The sequence below is a fragment of the Rhodanobacter sp. Root561 genome, assembly GCF_001427365.1.
Taxonomy (GTDB): Bacteria; Pseudomonadota; Gammaproteobacteria; order Xanthomonadales; family Rhodanobacteraceae; genus Rhodanobacter.
The window spans coordinates 161069-180644 of record NZ_LMGH01000014.1 but is presented as its reverse complement, the minus strand read 5'-3'; the positions used below and the strand labels follow the sequence as shown (position 1 = coordinate 180644).

At 66.6% G+C, this 19576-nt stretch carries 20 protein-coding genes; 9 read left to right on the top strand and 11 right to left on the bottom strand.

Translation table 11 applies throughout. The annotated features are described in order from the left end of the window. Positions 1-6 precede the first annotated feature (6 nt). From ASD55_RS14875 to ASD55_RS14865, 3 genes are all read left to right on the top strand, one after another. A complete protein-coding gene (locus ASD55_RS14875; protein WP_056767388.1) occupies positions 7-846 on the top strand; it encodes an NAD-dependent epimerase/dehydratase family protein in 840 nt (279 codons plus the stop codon). Between the two features lie 148 nt (positions 847-994). Next, positions 995-3328 carry a penicillin-binding protein 1B gene (gene mrcB, locus ASD55_RS14870; RefSeq protein WP_056767276.1) on the top strand — a complete coding sequence of 778 codons (2334 nt, stop codon included), beginning with the start codon at positions 995-997 and terminating at the stop codon, positions 3326-3328. Between the two features lie 2 nt (positions 3329-3330). After that, the gene (locus tag ASD55_RS14865) at positions 3331-3858 is read left to right on the top strand and encodes a hypothetical protein (protein ID WP_056767273.1); all 528 of its coding nucleotides are present in this window, start codon (positions 3331-3333) and stop codon (positions 3856-3858) included. 102 nt (positions 3859-3960) lie between these two features. On the opposite strand, the gene ASD55_RS14860 is transcribed toward ASD55_RS14865, so the two are convergent. The 4 genes from ASD55_RS14860 to ASD55_RS14845 all read right to left on the bottom strand — a co-directional run bounded on the left by ASD55_RS14860 (position 3961) and on the right by ASD55_RS14845 (position 6002). Next, positions 3961-4380, bottom strand: a complete 420-nt coding sequence (locus ASD55_RS14860; RefSeq protein ID WP_157599022.1) for an STY0301 family protein — start codon at positions 4378-4380, stop codon at positions 3961-3963. Between the two features lie 12 nt (positions 4381-4392). Next, entirely contained in the window at positions 4393-4785 is a 393-nt protein-coding gene (locus ASD55_RS14855) for a BPSL0067 family protein (RefSeq protein ID WP_007805663.1), read from the bottom strand. A gap of 204 nt (positions 4786-4989) precedes the next feature. Beyond that, entirely contained in the window at positions 4990-5379 is a 390-nt protein-coding gene (locus tag ASD55_RS14850) for an MAPEG family protein (RefSeq protein ID WP_056767268.1), read from the bottom strand. A 74-nt stretch (positions 5380-5453) separates the two neighbouring features. Next, positions 5454-6002, bottom strand: a complete 549-nt coding sequence (locus tag ASD55_RS14845; protein ID WP_056767265.1) for a redoxin domain-containing protein — start codon at positions 6000-6002, stop codon at positions 5454-5456. Between the two features lie 104 nt (positions 6003-6106). Between ASD55_RS14845 and ASD55_RS14840 the strand changes: the two genes are divergently transcribed. Further along, positions 6107-8065, top strand: a complete 1959-nt coding sequence (locus tag ASD55_RS14840; protein WP_056767263.1) for an ATP-dependent DNA helicase — start codon at positions 6107-6109, stop codon at positions 8063-8065. A 16-nt stretch (positions 8066-8081) separates the two neighbouring features. Here ASD55_RS14840 and ASD55_RS14835 read toward each other — a convergent pair whose 3' ends face one another. Then, positions 8082-9527, bottom strand: a complete 1446-nt coding sequence (locus ASD55_RS14835) for a LytTR family DNA-binding domain-containing protein (protein ID WP_162248793.1) — start codon at positions 9525-9527, stop codon at positions 8082-8084. Positions 9528-9754: 227 nt separating this feature from the next. On the opposite strand from ASD55_RS14835, the gene ASD55_RS14830 reads away from it, so the two are divergent. From ASD55_RS14830 to ASD55_RS14815, 4 genes are all read left to right on the top strand, one after another. After that, positions 9755-11257, top strand: coding sequence for an alpha/beta fold hydrolase (locus tag ASD55_RS14830; protein ID WP_056767257.1), 1503 nt, complete (start codon positions 9755-9757; stop codon positions 11255-11257). 282 nt (positions 11258-11539) lie between these two features. Beyond that, positions 11540-11908 carry a VOC family protein gene (locus ASD55_RS14825; RefSeq protein ID WP_056767255.1) on the top strand — a complete coding sequence of 123 codons (369 nt, stop codon included), beginning with the start codon at positions 11540-11542 and terminating at the stop codon, positions 11906-11908. Between the two features lie 32 nt (positions 11909-11940). Beyond that, positions 11941-12378, top strand: coding sequence for a DUF4440 domain-containing protein (locus tag ASD55_RS14820; protein ID WP_056714738.1), 438 nt, complete (start codon positions 11941-11943; stop codon positions 12376-12378). Between the two features lie 50 nt (positions 12379-12428). Then, positions 12429-13580, top strand: a complete 1152-nt coding sequence (locus ASD55_RS14815; RefSeq protein WP_082542806.1) for a hypothetical protein — start codon at positions 12429-12431, stop codon at positions 13578-13580. A 201-nt stretch (positions 13581-13781) separates the two neighbouring features. On the opposite strand, the gene ASD55_RS14810 is transcribed toward ASD55_RS14815, so the two are convergent. The 3 genes from ASD55_RS14810 to dmeF form a co-directional block, all read right to left on the bottom strand. Beyond that, positions 13782-14246: a dihydrofolate reductase family protein gene (locus tag ASD55_RS14810; RefSeq protein ID WP_056767252.1), complete on the bottom strand. Its 465-nt coding sequence runs from the start codon at positions 14244-14246 to the stop codon at positions 13782-13784. A 38-nt stretch (positions 14247-14284) separates the two neighbouring features. Further along, complete coding sequence (locus tag ASD55_RS14805) at positions 14285-14683, bottom strand: YciI family protein (protein WP_235577838.1); 399 nt, start codon at positions 14681-14683, stop codon at positions 14285-14287. A gap of 211 nt (positions 14684-14894) precedes the next feature. Beyond that, a complete protein-coding gene (gene dmeF / locus ASD55_RS14800; RefSeq protein WP_056767251.1) occupies positions 14895-15836 on the bottom strand; it encodes a CDF family Co(II)/Ni(II) efflux transporter DmeF in 942 nt (313 codons plus the stop codon). A 55-nt stretch (positions 15837-15891) separates the two neighbouring features. Here dmeF and ASD55_RS14795 point away from each other — a divergent pair, with 55 nt between their 5' ends. Further along, positions 15892-16161 carry a metal/formaldehyde-sensitive transcriptional repressor gene (locus ASD55_RS14795; RefSeq protein ID WP_056767248.1) on the top strand — a complete coding sequence of 90 codons (270 nt, stop codon included), beginning with the start codon at positions 15892-15894 and terminating at the stop codon, positions 16159-16161. A 27-nt stretch (positions 16162-16188) separates the two neighbouring features. On the opposite strand, the gene ASD55_RS14790 is transcribed toward ASD55_RS14795, so the two are convergent. The 3 genes from ASD55_RS14790 to ASD55_RS14775 all read right to left on the bottom strand — a co-directional run bounded on the left by ASD55_RS14790 (position 16189) and on the right by ASD55_RS14775 (position 19568). After that, on the bottom strand, positions 16189-17433 hold the full coding sequence (locus ASD55_RS14790; RefSeq protein WP_056767245.1) for an MFS transporter: 1245 nt from the start codon (positions 17431-17433) through the stop codon (positions 16189-16191). A gap of 286 nt (positions 17434-17719) precedes the next feature. Next, a complete protein-coding gene (locus ASD55_RS14780; RefSeq protein WP_235577837.1) occupies positions 17720-18358 on the bottom strand; it encodes a patatin-like phospholipase family protein in 639 nt (212 codons plus the stop codon). Between the two features lie 256 nt (positions 18359-18614). Beyond that, positions 18615-19568 carry an MBL fold metallo-hydrolase gene (locus tag ASD55_RS14775; protein WP_082542805.1) on the bottom strand — a complete coding sequence of 318 codons (954 nt, stop codon included), beginning with the start codon at positions 19566-19568 and terminating at the stop codon, positions 18615-18617. Between the last annotated feature and the right edge of the window lie 8 nt (positions 19569-19576).

The window sequence follows — 19576 nt, the reverse complement described above, 5'->3', positions numbered from 1 at the left end:
TCGCGCATGACGGTTCTGGTGATCGGCGCCAGCAGCCAGATCGGCCGATTCCTGCTGCCACGACTGATCGCCAGTGGCGAGCCGGTGGTCGCCCTGAGCCGGCATCCGCGCCTGGCCTCCGCTGGCGTCACCTGGTTGCATGGCTGGCTGCCCGACCGGCCGCCGAGCCTGCCGCCGCTGTCGGCGATCATCAGCTTCGGTCCACTGACGGGCCTGGCCGACTGGCTGGCGCACGCCGACGTGGTCGACGCCCCGAGGGTGGTTGCCACCAGTTCGATGAGCGCCGAGAGCAAGCGCGACTCGCTGGTATCCGGCGAGCGCGACATCTCGCGCCAGTTGCGCGAAAGCGAGGCGCAACTGGCGGCTGCGTGCGAGCGTCACGGCAGCGCGTGGACCGTGCTGCGTCCCACCCTGGTCTACGGCGCCGGGCTGGACAAGAGCCTCACTCCGCTGGCGCGTCGGGCGATGCGCCTGCGCGTCTTTCCGCTGCCTTGCGGCCGCGGCCTGCGCCAGCCGGTGCACGCGGAAGACATCGCCCAGGCCGCGCTGGCGGCGCTGGAATGTCCGGCATCGGCCGGGCGCGTGCTGCAGATCGGCGGCGGCGAACGTCTGTCCGCGACCGAGATGTTCGCGCGGGTGCGTCGCAGCCTGCCGGTCGCCACCATGCCCTTGCCGCTGCCCGCGTGGCTGCTGCGCGCGGGGAAGCTGGCGCTGCCACGCCTGCGCGGCGCGCTGGATCGACTGGACAACGACCTGGTCGCCGACAACGGCGAACTGCAGCGCCTGCTTGGCGTCCACCCGCGATCGTTCCGCCCCGAACCCGCGACGTGGCAACCGCTTCCGTAGCGCAGGCACGGTCGGCCCACGCGTGACCCTCGGCGCTCCCCGAATCCCGAATCGCCCGCATTTCGCCCCAAAACCGCCCGCCACGTTCATATGCCCGCCGGGTGGCAGGCCCTATCATCGAACCACTTGATTGCCGGAATTCCCCACGTTGGCCTTTCTGACCCGCATTCGCCTGTTCGCCCGACGCTGCTGGTCGTGGCTGCGCATCCCGTTCTGGATCGGCATGGGTTTGCTGGTGGGCTTCGTGCTGCCGTACACCCTGGTGTTGAACAAGCGTGTCCAGGATCGCTTCAACGAACTGGTCTTCGCGGTGCCGACCCGCGTCTACGCCCGTCCGCTGCCACTGGCCGCCGGCGCGCCGATGACGTCTTCCGCGCTGGAACTGGAACTCACCTTCGCCGGCTACAGTCATGACGGCAAGGGCCAGGTCGCCGGCAGCTGGCAGAAGGAAGGCCTGCGCTACACGATTTCCTCGCGCGGCTACGCCGGCCCGGATGGCGGCGAACTGCCCAAGCGCATCCGCGTCAGCCTGGGTGGCGGCTCGATCAGGTCCGTGCAGGACGCGGCCAGCGGCAAGGCGATCGAACTGGCCCACCTGGACCCGGCGCGCATCGCCACGCTGTACGGCGCCAGCCAGGAAGAGCGCCGCTTCGTGCGCCTGGCCGACGTGCCGCCGCTGCTGGTCAGCGGCCTGCAGGCGGTCGAGGATCGCGACTTCAACCATCACATCGGCATCGACTTCAGCGCGATCGCGCGGGCGGCGTTCGCCAACCTGCGCGCCGGGCACACCGTGCAGGGCGGCTCCACGCTGACCCAGCAGCTGGTGCGCAACCTGTTCCTCAGCCGCGACCAGAACTTCACCCGCAAGATCAACGAAGCGCTGATGTCGCTGCTGCTGGAGGCGCATTACAGCAAGGGGCGGATTCTCGAGGCCTACGTCAACGACGTCTTCCTGGGCCAGCAGGGCAGCCAGGCCGTGCACGGCTTCGCGGCCGCGTCGGAGTTCTACTTCGGCCGGCGTCTCGAAGACCTGCGCCCGCAGGAGATCGCGCTGCTGGTCGGCATGGTCAAGGGCCCGAGCTTCTACGATCCGCGCCGCTCGCCGCAGCGCGCGCTGACCCGCCGCAACCTGGTGCTGAAGGAATTCTTCGAGACCAACCTGATCACCGCGGCCCAGCTCAACGCGGCCCAGGCCGCGCCGCTGGACATCGTCAGCAACGGCCAGTTGCCGCACAACCGCTTCCCGGCCTTCATGGACCTGGTGCGCAAGCAGATCACCGCCGACTTCGACGAGGACGCGCTGCGCGAAGGCAACCTGTCGATCTTCACCACGCTCGATCCGGCGGCGCAGCTCTATACCGAGCAGGCGATCACCAGCACGCTCAAGGGCCTGGGCAAGCGTGGCGACGGCGTGCAGGCGGCGGCGGTGGTGACCAATGCGCACAGCGGCAGCGTGCTGGCCGTGGTCGGCAGCAAGATCCCCGGTGATCCGGGTTTCAACCGGGCACTCGATGCGCGCCGGCCGATCGGCTCGACGATCAAGCCCTTCGTCTACCTGGTGGCGCTGACCCAGCCCGAGCGCTGGAACCTGGCCAGCCTGGTGGACGACAGCCCGGTCAGCATGCGCCAGCCCGACGGCAGCATGTGGACACCGCAGAACGACGACCATCGCAGCCATGACCCGCTGATCATGGTCGACGCGCTGGCGCACTCGTGGAACCTGGCCACGATCCACCTGGGCATGGACGTGGGCCTGCCGCGCATCCAGGCGTTCCTGAAGTCGTTCGGCATCGGCGACATCAACCCCAGCCCGTCGCTGCTGATCGGCGCGCTGGACCTAGCGCCGCTGCAACTGACCCAGCTCTACCAGTACCTCGCCGCCGACGGCCACGCGCTGCCGCTGGTGGCGGTGCGCGGCGTGCTCGACGGCAATGGCCGCACGATCAAGCGCTACCAGGTGCAGGGTGGCGCGGGCGAATACCAGGAAGCCGTGCGGCTGACCACCTGGGCGATGCAGCAGGTGGCCGAATACGGCACCGCCAGTGCGCTGGGCAATTCCGCGCTGGCTTCGCTGCATGCCGCGGGCAAGACCGGCACCAGCAACGACATGCGCGACAGCTGGTTCGCCGGCTTCACCGGCGAGCACCTGGCGGTGTTCTGGATGGGCCGCGACGACAACAAGCCGACCACCCTGTTCGGCGCCAGCGGCGGCCTGCGCGCGTGGCGCGACCTGTTCGCCAAGTTGCCCACGCGACCGCTGTCGGCGGCGCCCGGCACCGGCCTGGAGATGGCCTGGCTCAACCCCGCCACCGGCAAGCGCACCGAACCGCAATGCGAAGGGGCCCAGCAGGTGCCGGTGATCGCCGGCACCGTGTCGGCCGACACCGAAGGCTGCTTCTGGCAGAACCTGTTCGGCAGCGGCGACAACCCGCCGCCTGCCGACGCGCCTGTCGCGGCGCCCGCCATACCGAATGGAAACTGATCATGCTGTTCCGTGCCAGACATCTGCTGCTGTCCCTGCTTGCCGCCGGCCTGCTCGCCGGCTGCGGCATGTTCGCCACCACGCCACCCGCGCCGGCGCAGGCACCGCTGCCGAGCTACGACCAGGTCGCGGCGATCCGCGCGGCGGGCGCGCGGGAGAAGTCGATCATCGACGTCAATCCGCTGCGCGACCCCGGCGTCGGCGCGCTGCAGGACGCCGCGAAGCAGGATGAACAGACCGGCAAGTACCGCGATGCCGCCGGCAAGCTCGACCAGGCCCTGAAACTGAGTCCCGATTCGCCGGAACTGCTGCAGGAACGCGCCGAGGTGGCCGTGCGGCTGAAGGATTTCGGCACCGCCGAGCGGCTTGCGCATCGCTCGTGGACCCTGGGTCCGCGGCTGGGCCCGCTGTGCGCACGCAACTGGCAGACCATCGTCGAAATGCGCCTGCAGGCCCGCGACCAGGCCGGTGCCGCCACCGCCCGCAAGTGGGTGGGCCAGTGCCACAAGGCCGGCGTGCCGCGGTACTGAGTCAGCCGACGGGATCGCTCGCGTTTTCGCGCGCACCCGGGGAAGCGAACGTGCGCGCATGGCACGCGCGAATCACGGGCAGGTCGCGGTGCCGCGGCAAGCTTATTGGCAATGCGCCTCGGCCAGCCGCAAGCGCGACCCGGAGCGGGTGGTCGCGTAATTCACGCTGCAGCGTTTCATGCCGTGGGGCATCGGCTTCGCAATGAACAGCGTGGTGCCGGCATAGAAGCACGCGACCCACAGAGGCTCGTCGGTCGACGGGGAGAAGGTCCAGACGTCCCGCGATTTTCCGCCGCCCTCCATGGTGCTGTCCGGTGCCAGCGACCCCTGCTCCGACGGCGGCCCCGAATAGAATCCGATGCGATCGAGCGAACGGGTTCCGGTCGGCGTCACCACCTGCCAATCGCCCGGCGGACTGGCCGCGCTCGTGACAGCAAGCGTCGCCGGACAGTCGATCGGCTGCATCGCGGCGCATCCTGTCGACAGGGCAAGCAGGAAAGCACAAAAAAGGAAAGTCTTCATCGCATTCTCCCGCTATTCAATGACGTAAAACGAATCACCGTCGTTGCTGCGTTTCGTTCCGGGCGGGCGATGGAACCGGATGACCCGTTGTAAGACCTCACCCTGACTGTTCCACTGATCCAACACCACGATGCCACGACTGTCGTGGCTGAGATAGATCGCGGCATGTCTGCCCGAACTGTCGGTCGGGTATTTCGCATGGTCATCGAAGGTCGCGATGGCGGTGCCGCGAGCGAGTTCGCCGGGCTTGATGGATTTGACCAGTCGGCCACGAATCCATAGTGACGTCTGTGGAGCGGCGGTGACCTGGCGGACAAACTCGACGCACTCGGTATGTCCCTTCGTGTTGACGAACTTTCGCTTTCCGTAGACCGACGCTTCCTCGACGTTCATCAGATACGGCATCTTCATCTTCCTTGATCGAAGCACTGGCTGGCAGGAATCCCACGATCCCTCCCGGATCCTGGGAGCAAGATCGTATCGTCATGCTCCACGCGTAGTCATGTCGGGACTTTCCTTTACTTCCTGTGGGCGGGCCAGCCGACATGGGCTTGAGGGCATTCTTCTGGTCTTGTGTTCGTCGCCACACCCTGCCGGTTGCGCGGTGACTCATAACAGCGCCGTCAGCACCAGCACGATGCCGACGATGCTCACTGCCCAGACCACCGTGCGCAGGTAGGGGATGCCGGCGGCGTACACCGGCAGGTAGACCAGTCGGCTCCAGAAATACAGCTGGGCACCGAGCGCGATCGTGCCGTCGTGGCGCTGCAGCACCAGGGCGAGCAGCACGACCACCGCGAACAGCGGGAAGGTTTCCAGGAAATTGTGGCTGGCGCGGCACAGCCGCGCTGGGATGCCGGTCAGCGCCTTCGGTTCACCGTCGCGGGCGCTGGCGGCCCAGCCCAGGCCGCGCTGGCTCACCGAGCCGGTGGCGGCCAGTGCGATCTGCACCAGCCCCAGCGCCACGCTCCACAACAGCATGCAAAGTTCGGTCGTCATGCGGCACATCTCCCGGGGGCGGTGCCCGCATGGTGAACGATTGTCGCGGGCGCGGCCAGTGACGCCGATGCGGCTCAGGCCACCTTCCGAAGTCGACCGGCCGGCAGCAGCTGTTGCACCCGTTCCAGCGGAATGCGGTCGCCGGCGTCACGGCCGTAGTACGCCTCGACGATGCGGCCGTGCTCGTCGATCACGAAGTCGGCCGGCATCAGGTTGCTGGTGTTGAGCCCGGCCAGTCCGACCAGACGCATCCCCCTCAGCAGGGTCGGTACGCGCGTCACGATCGCCTTCAGCTTGCGCCACAGCGAGCGCTCGATGCCGTAGATCTCGTGCGCGCGCGAGGTCGGGTCGGCGGCCAGCGGGAACGGCCGCGGCCGATGTCCGGCGAAGCGCAGCACGTCCGCCTGCGAGGCGCTGAACACCGCCACGATGTCCAGTCCGCGCGCGGCCAGCGCCGCGTGTTCGCTGGTCAGTTCGTAGATGCGGAAATTGCAGAACGGGCAGGCCGCGTCGCGGAAAAACGAGAGCAGGGTCAGTCGCCCCGCGCGATGGATCGCGATCGGACGGCCGTGGATGTCGACCAGGTCAAGCGCGGGTGCGGCGGCGGGTGCGAACAGTCTCACGAGGATGCTCCCTGGGTTCGGTGTCAGGCAAGTTGATGCAGCGGAGCGCGCCAAGGTTCCGCCCAGGGTTTTGTGGCGCGTGGCCGCTCCGCCATACTTGTCGGATGACTGCCCTCGACGATACCGAGTCCGACGACATCGACGCCCTGCTCGGTGCCGAGGGCCCGTTCGCCCGCGAGCTGCCGAACTTCGCGCCGCGGCTGGCCCAGCAGGTGATGGCGCGTGCCGTGCAGCAGGCGATCGCGGGGCGCGACACGCTGGTCGCCGAGGCCGGCACCGGCACCGGCAAGACCTACGCCTACCTGGTGCCGGCGCTGCTGTCGGGCGAGCGGGTGATCATTTCCACCGGCACCAAGGCGCTGCAGGATCAGCTGTATTTCCGCGACCTGCCGAAGGTGCGCTCGGTGCTGGACGCACGGCTGAAGACGGCCTTGCTGAAAGGCCGCGCGAATTACCTGTGCCTGTACCGGCTCGACCAGACCGTGCGTGAGGGCGCCACCTTCGAACGCGCCCAGGCCGCCCAGCTCGCCACGATCCGCGCCTGGTCCGCACGCACCCGTCGTGGCGATCGCATGGAACTGGCCGAGGTGCCGGAGGAATCGCCGCTGTGGCCACGGGTGACCTCGACCTCGGAGAACTGCCTGGGCGTGGAGTGCCCGTTCTACGAGGACTGCCACGTGTTCAAGGCACGCCGCGAGGCAATGGAGGCGGACGTGGTGGTGGTCAACCATCACCTGCTGTTTGCCGACCTCGCGCTGAAGCAGGAGGGCTTCGGCGAGATCCTGCCCGGCGCGGCGGCCTTCATCCTCGACGAGGCGCACCAGATTCCCGAACTGGCCGGCCAGTTCTTCTCGCAAAGCCTCAGCGCGCGCCAGCTCACCGACATGGCGCAGGACGCGCTGACCGAATGCAGCGGCGTCACCGGCGCAATCGGCCTGCTGCTGGAACCGGTCGAGGCGCTGCAGGACGCGCTGCGCAAACTGCGCCTGGCGATGGACCCGCTGCCATCGCGTGGCGCCTTCGCCCTGCTGGAGGATCGCGCCGACGTGCGCACCGCGCTGCATGACCTGGGCGAACTGCTGGCCACGCTGGCCGAGCTGCTGTCGTCGCAGGCCGAGCGCTCGCGCGGCTTCGCCAATCTGCACGAACGCGCCGAACTGTTCACCGAACGGTTGGACCGGATCGTCGAATCGCATGGCGACCAGGACGTGCGCTGGTACGAAACCTTCCCGCGCGGCTTCGCGCTGTACGCCACGCCGCTGGACCTGGCCGCGCCGATGCGCGGCCTGCGCGAGCGCACCCAGGCGGCGTGGATCCACACCTCGGCCACCTTGTCGGTGGCCGGCAACTTCGACCATTTCGCACGCCAGCTCGGCCTGGACGAGCCGCAGACGCTGAGCCTGGAAAGCCCGTTCGACTACGCGCACCAGGCGCTGTGCTATCTGCCGTCGGGCTTGCCTGATCCCAACGCGCGCGACTACACCGATCAGGTGATCGACGCCGTGCTGCCGGTGCTGCACGCATCGAATGGCCGGGCCTTCCTGCTGTTCACCTCGCACCGCGCGCTGCGCCGCGCCGCCGAGTTGCTGCAGGACAAGGTGCCGTGGCCGCTGTTCGTGCAGGGCACCGCGCCGCGGCCGCGCTTGCTGGAGGAATTCCGCGCCAGCGGTCACGGCGTGCTGCTGGGCGCGGCCAGTTTCTGGGAAGGCGTCGACGTGGTCGGCGAAGCGCTCAGCGTGGTGGTGATCGACAAGCTGCCGTTCGCCGCGCCCGACGATCCGGTGCTGATGGCCCGCCTTGCCGCGCTCGAACAATCCGGCATCAACCCGTTCATGGGCTGGCAGGTGCCCAGCGCGGTGATCGCGCTGAAGCAGGGCGCCGGCCGCCTGATCCGCGACGTGCACGACCGCGGCGTGCTGGTGCTGTGCGACCCGCGGCTGACCGGCAAGGGCTACGGCAAACTGTTCCTCGCCAGCGTTCCGCCAATGCCGCGCACCCGCGAGCTGGCGGACGTCCAGGCGTTCTTCGATGAGGCGACCGTCGCTTCGGGGGCCGGCATGTAGAAACGCGGCCTTCTCCCTAATCCGAACCGAGGGTCCGTCGCACCATGGGCATGATCCGTCGGCTCACTGGCACGATTTCTCCCGTGGAGATGCGCAGCTGACCGACCCCGGAAGGTTGCCGACGGAGCGACTCGACGAAGGCGGTGTTGACGATATGCGAGCGATGCACGCGCAGGAAAGCGGACGGCAACTCCACTTCCATCTCGTTCAGGCTGCCATTGTGCAGTCGCTTGCTGCCGTCGGTGAAGTTGAGTTCGACATAATCTCCCGCTCCGCTGCAATGGGTGATCTGCTCGGTTGAAACGAGCTCGATGCGGCCAGTGTCGACAATCCTGATTTTCGGCGACGGTTGCTGCTGCGGGGTTCGGGCCTGATCCAAGGCGGCTTCGAGCTGCCGCGCGTGACTGGCCAGCGCAATCCCCAGCCTTTGCTCACGGGCGAGCACGGCGGCCTGCTGTGCGAACAGAAACAGCAGCAGCGCCGCGACCAGGTAAAAGAAGATGGCATCGAGAAACCTTCCGCCAAAGAGGAAGCTGAGCGCGCCGAACAAGACCAGCGCAGCACAGTACGCGGCGGCCCCCGGCTTGCGCTTCCACCACCAGAATGCGGTGCCCAACGCGCAGGACAGGACCGGGCACAGCATCGCGAACATGGCTTTGCCGTCGTAGGGGCTGGTGATCACCACCACGCCCAAGGTCGCCAGCATGACTACCGTGACCGACAGCCACGGATGCGGCGGTTGAAACCTGCGAATGACATGGGCGGTCAGGCACAGCCCGAACCCGAGCGAGCACAGGACGATCAGGACCAGCCGCAGATCGTGGAACGGATAGCGATAAGCCACCAAACCGCGTGAAACCTCGGCCAGCAGCTGTCCTGCGGCGAACAGCGAGATCAGGCAGAGCAGGAACGCTCCTGCACGATCGCCCCCGCGAAACGTTCCGACGCCGAAGTACAGCGCCCCCAGCAGAAAGATGCCGAAGGTACTCAGCGAAGGCCAGTAGAACCGCAGGATTTGATCCGTCGGGTCCGCGTAAGTGCCGATCATCAACGCGTGCATCGGCGAGTCCAGGTGCAGGAATCCCGAATGCCCCGATACGTGCAGGACGATGTCATTGGCACCGTCGTGGAGCAGGCCCGGCGGAATCGGGATGACCGCGTCCATCCGGCCTGGCGTCTCGCTGCGTGGATCGATGCCCGGTTGGCCGTTGCTGCCGATCCGACGGCCATTCAACCACGCGGTGCTGGCAGCCTTCCCGGAAACAAACAGCCCCAGGGGGGATGACTGTTCCAACATGCTGTGGGGAACGGCAATGGTTGCCCGGAGCCAGAGCGTGGCGTGTTGGGGGTCGACCGCCAGGAAGCTGCCTGTCCGGCAGTCATCGCCGGCAAAATCCGGCGGCACGGTTTCGCCTTCCTGCGCCGGACAAGTGATGACGTTGTCCACGTCGATCCACTGCATCGATTGCGCCGACACCGATCCGAACGGCAACCAGGGCAGACACAGGCAAAGAAGGAATGTGAGGCGGGAAATGGTCGACATACCGTTGGGCGAATATACCGTGCCGGCGCCGTGTCGGCAGCTGCCGCTCACCGAATCGACACCACCGTTGGCAGATCGGCCATCGGTGGAGACACCCGTCCCGCTTATGGTGGCTCCATTCCGATCAACGACCTGGAGTCTTTCCCATGACGCACGCAGCCGTAAAGCGCACTCCATTGAAACGGGCACTCATCGCCGCCGCTTGCCTGTGCCTGTTCAGCGCAGCCAATGCGGCCATGCCCAAAGCCACCGCGCAGACATTCGTGTTCAAGAGCGTCGACGGGCAGACCACCGAGGCGATCCATGGATCGCTCCAGGTACCCGAGAACCGCTCCGATCCACACAGCCGCATGCTGACCCTGCGTTATGTCCGCTTTCCGGCCACCACCAACAAGCCCGGCGCCCCGATCGTCTATCTGGCCGGTGGCCCGGGCGGCTCAGGCATCGAGACCGCGAAACACCGGCGCTTTCCGTTGTTCATGGCCATGCGCCAGTTCGGCGAGGTGATTGCCCTGGACCAGCGCGGTACCGGTGCATCCGACGACACGCCGGTGTGCGAGCCTTCGAAGACGCCTCCGGAATCCGAAGCCCTCACGGACCAGGCCTTTGCCGCCGCCTACCGCGCCGCTGCCGTCGAATGCGCAGCATTCTGGAAAGCCAGGGGCATCGACCTGCGCGGCTACAACACCAACGAGAGTGTCCGCGATCTGGATGCGCTGCGCCGCCACCTGGGGGCCGGGAAGATCACGCTCTGGGGCATCTCCTACGGTACCCATCTGGCGCTGGCGGCGCTCAAGCAGATGAGTCCTCGTCTGGATCGGGTCGTGATCGCGAGCGCCGAAGGACTCGATCAGACGGTCAAGTTGCCGGCGCGTACCGATGCCTATTTCGATCGCCTGCAGGCCGCGGTGGGCACCAACCCCGAGGCAAGGGCGGCCTATCCCGACATCAAGGCGCTGATCGCGCGCGTGCATGGCGCGCTGCAATCCAGGCCGGTCATGCTGCATCTGAAGGACGCCAACGGGCGAAACACCGATGTGCTGCTGCAGCGGCGCACCTTGCAGATGATCGAGGCGGGCGCGATCTCCGACCCTGAAGGCGCGCTGCAGATGCTGGCCGTCTATCGCGCCGCCGACGTTGGCGACTACCAGCCGATCGCGGGCATCGTGCAAAAATACTTTTCGCCCGGTGCGCCACTGAAAATTCAGGCGATGCCGCTGGCCATGGACGTGGCCTCCGGCATCGACGACAGGCGCCTGGCGCTGGTCGAGCGGCAGGCCAGCACCGCGCTGCTCGGCGACCTCCTCAACTTCCCGATGCCGCAACTCAGCGGCGTGTTTCCGCAGCTGGACCTCGGCGACGCGTTCCGCAAGGCTCCGGTCAGCCACGTGCCGACCCTGCTGCTCAGCGGAACCCTGGATGGACGCACCTATCCCGAAAGCCATCGCGAAGCCACCGCTGGCCTGGACCACTTGCAGACGATCACGGTCGTCAATGCCGGCCACAACCTGTTCATGACGACACCCGAGGTCACGGCGGCCATCGAGCGTTTCATGCGCGGCGAACCGGCGGCATCAACACGAATCGTCGCCCCTCTGCCGGCCTTTGCGCCCGCACCACCAGCGCCACCAGCGCCGCCCAAGGCGTAAGTGATGATCCGTTCGAAGGCAGGTCAGGGTGGAGTTTCCGGCAACGCACCGGGCCGGGCCTGACAGGTGCAGACACACGCAGCAAGCCGGGTCGGACGTTTAGCCCGGGCCTCGTCAATCGAGACCCGATCTTGCCGGGGGGCTGCAGCCTGTCATGCGGCGGGGGCGCCATCGCCAGGCTTGCGTCTTTCAGGACATCGGTCGTGCCGTAAAGTGCGCACTGTGCCGCGTTTTGGTATGGGTTACGATTCGTCAGGACAACAAACGCAGCGAGACAGCGTCATGGCCAAGGTCACCGGACTCGGCGGCATCTTCTTCAAGTCGCGCGATCCCGCGGCGCTCACCGCGTGGTACGCGAAGCATCTCGGCCTCGATGCCGAAGCATGGGGCGGCGCGCGCTTCGTCGAAGACGAACAGCGTCCGGGCTACACGCTGTGGTCGCCGTTCGCGGCCGACACCGAATACTTCGGCCCCGGCCCGCAAACGTGCATGATCAACTTCCGCGTCGACGACCTCGACACGCTGCTGGCGCAAATGCGTGCCGCCGGCGTCGCGGTGGACGAGCGCGTCGAGCAGAGCGAGTTCGGCAGCTTCGGCTGGATCACCGATCCCGAAGGCACCCGCGTCGAGCTGTGGCAGCCGCCCCGGTAACCGTTCGTTTCCTGTCGCAGCGGAACCATGCCATGAGCCCGACATCGCGCCGTGGGCGCGAGCGGATCAGCCATCCGGCGGAACCCGAGCTGGTCACGGCCCCCGGGTTGCTGCCCGTGCTGGAAGCTCTGCGTCGGCGCGAGCCGATCTTCCACCGGCCCGAATTCGGCAGCAGCCGCGCCGACTTCGAGCGCATGGTCGAGGCGGATTTTTGGGAAGTCGGCGCCTCCGGCCAACGCTACAGCCGTGCCCACGTTCTCGACGTCCTCGAACACCGCACTCCCGATCCCGCCGAGCACGGCTGGACAACCCGCGACTTCCACTGCCGCGAGCTCGGCCCCGACACCTACCTGCTCACCTACACCCTGGAACAGGGCGAACGCGTGAGCCGTCGCAGCACGATCTGGCGGCGCCAAGCGGATGACTGGGTGATCCTGTTTCACCAGGGAACGCTGTTGGCCGTATCCTGAGCCGGCAACCCGTGCCTGCTGCAAACGCGAAGCCGGTCTTCGGTTGCCCCATGTCTCCCGTCCAGGTGAAGGAGTGGCTGTCGATGATGCGCAAGCCCCACGTTGCATGGCTGTTCCTGACGATCATCGCCCTCGGTCCGGTGATGGCGTCCGCGTACGATGCCGACCCCGAGAGCAAGGCGACCTCCACCGCCAAGGTGGACACCGGCGTGTTGGATGGCGCGCCGTACCGGGTGGACATCCCCGCGCACTGGAATGGCGACCTGGTCATGCAACTGCATGGATTCGAGCCGATCGGCACGCCGCGCCCCACGCCGAAACCGCTGGGCGACGAAGCGTCACCGTTTCTCGCGGCCGGCTACGCGCTGGCGCAGAGCAGCTATGCCTCGCAGGGCTGGGCGGTGGATGACGCGCTGCGCGACAACGAACGCCTGCGCGCCTGGTTCGTGCAGCGGCACGGCCAGCCCCGGCATACCTACGTCGTGGGTTTCTCGATGGGTGGCTATGTCGTACTGACCAGCCTGGAGCATCACGGCCAGCACTACGACGGCGGGCTCTCGCTGTGCGGTGCCAACGTGCCCGGCACGCGCGTGTTCGACGACATCCTGACCTCCGTGGTCGCGTTCGACTACTTCTTTCCCCGCACGACCGGCTTGCCGCCGGGCGGCCTCGCCGATCCCGCCGCACCCGCGCTGGGCCAGATGGAAGTGATGCATGCGGTGGACACGGCGCTGAAGACCGACGAGCACGCCGCGCAGCTGCTCGCCACGCACCTGCATGTATCGCGCGAACGCCTGGCCGGCGCCATCGGCGTGCATTACCTGGTGCTGCACCAGATGCAGCAACGCGCCAAGGGCATGCCGGTCGACAATCGTGCGACGGTGTATGCCGGCTTCGGCGACGATGCGGCATTCAATCGGGGCGTGCACCGCTACACCGGCGACCCGCAGGCGATGCGCTACCTGGCCGCGGCCACCTCGCTCAGCGGCGAGATCCACAAGCCGCTGGTGCTGCAGTACAACCACGACGACTTCCTCATCCCCGCGCGCTACCAGTCGGTGTATCCGGCCATGGTGCAGTCCGCGCACGGCCGCGCGCCGACCGTGCTGCCGTCGGTCGGCGAAGGCCATTGCGGCTTTGCGCCGGAGCAGATCATGCAGGCATTCCAGACCCTGACCCGCGAGGTCAGCGAAGGACACTGACCCATCGGATGGAAGGCGACCTCGCACGGGCGAGCGGAGGCGGAGAGGGTGGTCTGCGGCCATCGTGGGAAGGCTGTCTTCCAGCCCACTGGATCGGAGCACCGCCGGTGAGCCGCGGGGGCGGTGCCGAACGGGTGGTTGAGCCGGCTTGATTCGGCGGAACCGTTCGTTTCAGGGAACGGATGACCCATCCGTTTGTGCTCAGCCCGGTCGATAGATCAGTGCCACCACCCCGCCCGGAAAGCTCTTCGAGCTGATCAGTTTGAGTGGCCTCGGCGCGGGCAGGTCGGAGAAGATCGCCAGGCCTTGGCCCAGCATGATCGGATGGACCATCAGTGCGTACTCATCGACCAGGTTCCGGGCGATGAGGCTGCGCGCGAAGCTGGCGCCGCCGTGGGCGAGGATCGGCTTGCCGTCTTCGGCCTTCAGCCGGCTGATTTCATCGGACAGGTCGCTGCTGGCCACGCGGGCCCGGGCCCAGCTTTGCGCGCCAGGTTGAAGCTGCCCTGTCTGGCCATCGCCCGCATCGTCCAGTGCATTCCCGAGTTGTCGGGTCGAGGTGGCCGCTTTCTGGATCGCCGGCCCCTGTCCGGAAAACACCGCCTTCGGGATCTGGTTCATCGGCGGCGCGAATGCCATGGTCGACGTGGGCCAGTAGGGCGCCATCGCCTGGAAGAAGCGCGATTTCGACTCACCGTCGCCGTTCAGCTGTGGCGAATGAATGCCCGCACCTCCACGGGTGCGCGACAGGCGACGACGGCCCGGGACCCCCACGCCAGCGCTTCATCCATGTCGGCGGCTTCCAGTATCCAGAAACCGCCCACGTGTTCCTTGGCCTCGATATACGGCCCATCGGTGACGATCACCTTGCCAGTGGGTTGCCTGCGCAGCGATTTCGCCTTGCTGTTCGACTCCAGGCCGCCGGCGAAGAACCTGGCGCCTGCGGCCTTCATCTCTTCATTGAGCATGCCGATGTCGCGGATCATCGTTTCGTCCTCGGTGGACGGGTCGTAGTTTTCGGGGTGATGAATGGCAACCAGGTATTGCGGCATGTTGTTCTCCCAAGGGCCAGCCCGGACGGCCTGATCGCCGGTCCATGTCATTGAGACGAACGGGCGGAGCCGAATTCGACACCTTCGCCGGAAACCATGGGTGCTGGCATGCAGCGAACAATTTCCGGGCGCCGGAACACGACAGGGAAAGTTTTTTGAAACCAGCTTCGACCAGTTGAATCCGCCACCCGGAGCGGGCGTTCCAAAATGCGCTCTGCCCCGGGTTCTACCCGGCCGCCGCCCGTTCTGGCGAAGCTCAAGCTCAAGCCACCGCGATCTCGACCGTCACGTGCACCAGTTCGTCGTGGATGGCCAGTTGCCGGCGGACTTCCTCGGCACTGATGGCCGTGGTGGCAACCAATCCGAGGATGCAGGCGTAGCTGTCGCGGCCGACTCGCCAGACATGCAGGTCGCTGATGGCCGCTGTGGCGAACTGCTCCCGCACCACGTCGCGAATTTCCTCGACCACCGGCTGGTCCATCTCGGCGTCCAGCAGGATCTTGCCGGACTCGCGCAACAGGCCGAACGCCCAGCGCGCCACCAGGATCGAGCCCACGATGCCCATCACCGGGTCGAGCCAGGCCGCGCCATAAAGCTTGCCGCCGACCAGCGCGACGATGGCCAGCACGGAGGTGGCCGCGTCCGCGATGACATGCAGGTAGGCCGCGCGCAGGTTCACGTCGTGATGGTGGTGGCCATCATGTCCGTGGTCGTGGCCATGCCCGTGATCGCGGCCGTGCCCATGGTGGTGTTCCCCTTTCAGCAGCCATGCGCACAGCAGGTTGACGCCCAGGCCGAGTATCGCGATCAGGATCGCGTCGTCATAGTGGATCACGGCGGGCACGAACAGCCTCTGCAGCGACTGGATCATCATCAGCGCGGCAACGACGGCCAGCAGCAGGGCGCTGCTGAAACCGCCGAGTATTTCGATCTTCCAGGTGCCGAAGGCGAAGCGGCGGTCCTTCGCGTAGCGTCGTGCCAGCACATAGGCCATCACCGAAAGACCCATCGCCAGCGCATGCGAACTCATGTGCCAGCCATCGGCCAGCAAGGCCATCGAGTTCAGCCAGTAACCGCCGATGATCTCGACCACCATCATCGCCGCCGTGATGTACACCACGCGTCGGGTGTTGCGCTCCGCTTTCGCGTCCACGTGGTTGAACTGGTGGCTGTGGGTGTAGGGGGCGATGTCGGGGGCAGGCATGAAGCGTTCTCGGGTCGTATACTCCCCCATAGTATATGACCGGAAGGCCATCGCCATGTCCCACGTGCAGGAAAACCGCAAGAAACTGGTCGCCCGGGTTCGCCGCATCAGCGGCCAGATGGCTTCGCTGGAACGCGCCATCGAAGGCGATGAGGATTGCGGCGCCGTATTGCAGCAACTGGCCGCCGTGCGCGGCGCGGTCAATGGCCTGATGCTGCAGGTGATGGAAGGGCACCTGCGCTCCCACGTTGTCGAGGCCGGCAACGTCAAGCAGCAGGACGAACTGCTGCCGGTGCTTGCGGTGCTGAAGAGCTACCTCAAGTAGCGGCGCCGTCGAACGCCCCCGCTTCCTTCAGTGCGGTGCCGGCCGGTTCCTGCGCACCCGTCGCGCCACCGGCACCAGCGCGAGCAAGGACACGATCGCGAAGCCCGCGCCGGCGAGGAAGGTGGCGCGCGAACCAAACGCATCCCACAGCCCGCCGGCGACCACGCTGGCTGCCAGCAGGGCCAGTCCGTTGACCAGATTGAACATGCCGTACGCCGTGCCGCGCAGGTCGGTCGGCGCCGCGTCGGCGACCATCGCGGCCAGCAAACCCTGGGTCATGCCCATGTGCAGTCCCCACAACGCCACGCCCAGCGCCAGTCCGGCCAGTCCGCCGACGAAGGCCAGCGCCAGATCCGCCAGCACCAGCACCAGCACCGCCAGCGCAAGCAGGCTGCCGTGGTCGAAGCGGTCGGCCAGCACGCCGACCGGATAGGACGACAGCGCATACACCACGTTCAACACCACCAGCACCAGCGGAATCAGCACCAGTCCCAGGCCCAGTTCCTGCGCGCGCAGCACCAGGAAGGCCTCGCTGAAACGGGCCAGGGTGAATACCGCAGCGATCACCACCACGCCCCAGTACAGCGGCGGCAGGCGCGCCAGCTCGGCGCGCGACAACGGCGAGCGCGCCCGCCTGCTTTCCCGGCCGCGCGGCGCGTCGTGCACGCCGAACAGCACCAGCGCGAACGCGGCAAAGCCCGGCACCACCGCGAACCAGAACACCAGCGGGATGTTGTCGGCGGTCAGCCACATCAGGGCGATCGCCAGCGCGGGGCCGAGAAACGCGCCGGTGGTGTCCAGTGACTGGCGCAGGCCGAACGAGGCGCCGCGCAATTCGGCCGGCGCCAGGTCGGCGATCAGCGCGTCGCGCGGTGCGCCGCGGATACCCTTGCCGACGCGGTCCACAAAGCGTGCGCCGACCACCCAGCCGAGCGTGCCCGCCAGCGGAAAGACCGGCTTGGTGAACGCGGCCAGGCCGTAGCCGATCGCCACCAGCAGCTTGCGCCGCCCCAGCCAGTCCGACAGCGCGCCGGAGAACACCTTGGTGATCGCCGCGGTGGATTCGGCGATGCCCTCGATCACGCCGACTGCCAGCGCCGAGGCACCCAGCGCGCCGACCAGGTACACCGGCAGCAGCGCGTGGATCATCTCCGAGGAGGTGTCCATCAGCATCGAGACCATGCCCAGCGCCCAGATGCCGGGCGGAATCCGGCGCAACACGGAAGGCGCTTTCACCGTGGTGCTGCGGGTTGCTTCCGGGGACTGGCTCATCGTGGCGCCTATCGGAATGTCGCGGTCGGCTCGGGCCACCCGCTGGCGGGCAGGGTGCAGGCGAGATCGTAACCGCGCCTGCCGTCGACGGTGGTGATCGCCATCAAGTCGTTCAGGTCAGGGGCAGACGCAGTGCGCGATGCGTTGGTGGCATGCAGGGTGAAAAGCTTTCGTCCTTTGCGGAGGCGGGTTTCTTTGCTGCGCACTCGCTCGATGCGGGGAACGCCCGCCGTTTGAGGAAAGTGTCGTCGACGGTGTTGAATCGGTAGCGGCTCTGTGGGGGCGGTCAGTGTCGGTGAGCGTACAGTTGACCGGGAATGTCCTCGCACTCCAGGCCACCCGCTTCGAGCCAGTTGGATGTGGCTTCATAGGCGCGTGCGATGAGGCGGTCCGCCGAAGAGTAGTCATATGGTGACGTTGCCAGTGGGCAAAGGCTTGGCACGATGCGCAGCTCTATGTGGCTATGGGACCAGTGTTCGGCGTCGCGTGTGAGTTGGCCCGCCACCATCATGGTCAGCGCATGCATCGCGCGTGGAATCGCGCCTCGGGGTGCCGAATCCAACGCGCACGCGAAGCCAGTAGGGAGCACGATCACACGCTTTGCGCCAAGCGCGACTGCTACGGAAAGAGGTGCATTGTTCGCAACTCCTCCATCGACCAGCAAATGAGGCCCGATTCGCACCGGTGGGAACAAGCCAGGGATTGCGGTGCTTGCGAGGACTGCATCTATGAGGCACCCCTCGGACAAGACGACTTCGCGCGAGCTCACGAGGTCCGATGCAACGATGTGCACGGGCACTTCGGCTTCTTCGAACAGCCGATAGGGGAGATTGCGTTCGAGAAGGTGGCGCAGTCCCCGTGGATCGACAAGATAGCCACGTCGGCCGAACAACCCGGTTACCAGTGTGCGCAGATCGATCGGCAAGACGTCCCGCCTGCGGATCGAACCAGGCATCACGCAGGCGTTCCACGCCCTGTACGGTTGGATTGCCGGCAAAATACGTGGCATTGATGGCGCCAGCCGATGCGCCTACCAGGAAATCGGGGGATTCCCCGAAGGAAAGGAGGGCGGCAAGCATGCCGACTTCGACCGCGCCGAGACTGCCGCCTCCGGCCAGGACGAACGCTGTCGGAGACGGCCTGCCGGAAGCGGAGGCGAACACGATGCAGCCCCGCCAAACCTATAGCCCGTCGTAGACAAGACGAGTGAAGAAGGCCGGATCGATGAGCGAATTTCCCCATTTTGCGTCATAGGCCGCGGTGGGTTTCGCGGCAATGGTCGCTTCCAGGCTCTTGCCTTCGCCCTTGAGCTTGGCGACATTGTTGCGAATCGCCTGGAGCAGTGAGCGATACGCCTCCAGATCAGCGCGAGTTGCGATCGGACCATGGCCGGGGACGATGATGGTGTTTTTGCCGGACATCTGCAGACCGCGGTCCGCGGCGCGGATCATTCCGTCGATGCTGCCGCCATGTTTGTTGTCGATGAACGGGTACATCCCGTTCCAGTAAGTGTCGCCAACGAACAGGACGTCGGCGTTGTGGAACCGCACGAACAGGTCACCATCTGTATGTGCAGGCGGGATGGCCTCGACGTCGATCTTCTCACTGCCAACGAGAAAGCGCTTGTGCCTGGAGACCAAGGTTGTGGGGCGGCCTGAGGCAGGTAGCGCGTCGAAGCTATGCCGCCAATCATCGACGACTTCGGTCCGGGCAAGATAGGTGGCCGTCCGTGGGTGGGCGATGATCTGGGCACCGGCGTCATGAAGCCACGCGTTGCCATCGGTATGGTCCCAGTGCCAGTGTGTGTCGATTACGTGCGTGACAGTCGCCGGTCCCAGTTCGGCCAGCGCGCGCGACAGTTTGTCTTTCGACACCGCGATGCCGGAATCGACCATGAACTTTTCCCGCGGCGTTACCAGCACGCCAATGTTGCCACCGGAGCCTTCGAGCATCGAGACGCCACTTCGTAGCGGAGTCGCCTTGATGTCCGACTGTGCTGCTGCGGCGTTGATCTTGTCGACCGGGCTGTCCTGCCCCAATGCGATAGGCGCGCAGGCAAGAGTGGCTATTGCGAGAAAGATGCGGGAGCCAACCAGGGCCCACGCCGATACGGATTGACTATATGTGCGTGACATGGTTTTGA

What these genes read in the sequence shown, in the direction of transcription:
- ASD55_RS14850 (WP_056767268.1), bottom strand. Translation starts at nt 5,379, where the DNA reads ATGACGACCGAACTTTGCATGCTGTTGTGGAGCGTGGCGCTGGGGCTG.
- ASD55_RS14830 (WP_056767257.1), top strand. Translation starts at nt 9,755, where the DNA reads ATGACGCACGCAGCCGTAAAGCGCACTCCATTGAAACGGGCACTCATC.
- ASD55_RS14835 (WP_162248793.1), bottom strand. Translation starts at nt 9,527, where the DNA reads ATGCAGTGGATCGACGTGGACAACGTCATCACTTGTCCGGCGCAGGAA.
- ASD55_RS14860 (WP_157599022.1), bottom strand. Translation starts at nt 4,380, where the DNA reads ATGAAGACTTTCCTTTTTTGTGCTTTCCTGCTTGCCCTGTCGACAGGA.
- ASD55_RS14810 (WP_056767252.1), bottom strand. Translation starts at nt 14,246, where the DNA reads ATGGCGCCCTACTGGCCCACGTCGACCATGGCATTCGCGCCGCCGATG.
- ASD55_RS14775 (WP_082542805.1), bottom strand. Translation starts at nt 19,568, where the DNA reads ATGTCACGCACATATAGTCAATCCGTATCGGCGTGGGCCCTGGTTGGC.
- ASD55_RS14815 (WP_082542806.1), top strand. Translation starts at nt 12,429, where the DNA reads ATGTCTCCCGTCCAGGTGAAGGAGTGGCTGTCGATGATGCGCAAGCCC.
- ASD55_RS14820 (WP_056714738.1), top strand. Translation starts at nt 11,941, where the DNA reads ATGAGCCCGACATCGCGCCGTGGGCGCGAGCGGATCAGCCATCCGGCG.
- ASD55_RS14795 (WP_056767248.1), top strand. Translation starts at nt 15,892, where the DNA reads ATGTCCCACGTGCAGGAAAACCGCAAGAAACTGGTCGCCCGGGTTCGC.
- ASD55_RS14840 (WP_056767263.1), top strand. Translation starts at nt 6,107, where the DNA reads ATGACTGCCCTCGACGATACCGAGTCCGACGACATCGACGCCCTGCTC.
- ASD55_RS14875 (WP_056767388.1), top strand. Translation starts at nt 7, where the DNA reads ATGACGGTTCTGGTGATCGGCGCCAGCAGCCAGATCGGCCGATTCCTG.
- ASD55_RS14825 (WP_056767255.1), top strand. Translation starts at nt 11,540, where the DNA reads ATGGCCAAGGTCACCGGACTCGGCGGCATCTTCTTCAAGTCGCGCGAT.
- dmeF (WP_056767251.1), bottom strand. Translation starts at nt 15,836, where the DNA reads ATGCCTGCCCCCGACATCGCCCCCTACACCCACAGCCACCAGTTCAAC.
- ASD55_RS14865 (WP_056767273.1), top strand. Translation starts at nt 3,331, where the DNA reads ATGCTGTTCCGTGCCAGACATCTGCTGCTGTCCCTGCTTGCCGCCGGC.
- ASD55_RS14790 (WP_056767245.1), bottom strand. Translation starts at nt 17,433, where the DNA reads ATGAGCCAGTCCCCGGAAGCAACCCGCAGCACCACGGTGAAAGCGCCT.
- ASD55_RS14855 (WP_007805663.1), bottom strand. Translation starts at nt 4,785, where the DNA reads ATGCCGTATCTGATGAACGTCGAGGAAGCGTCGGTCTACGGAAAGCGA.
- ASD55_RS14805 (WP_235577838.1), bottom strand. Translation starts at nt 14,683, where the DNA reads ATGACATGGACCGGCGATCAGGCCGTCCGGGCTGGCCCTTGGGAGAAC.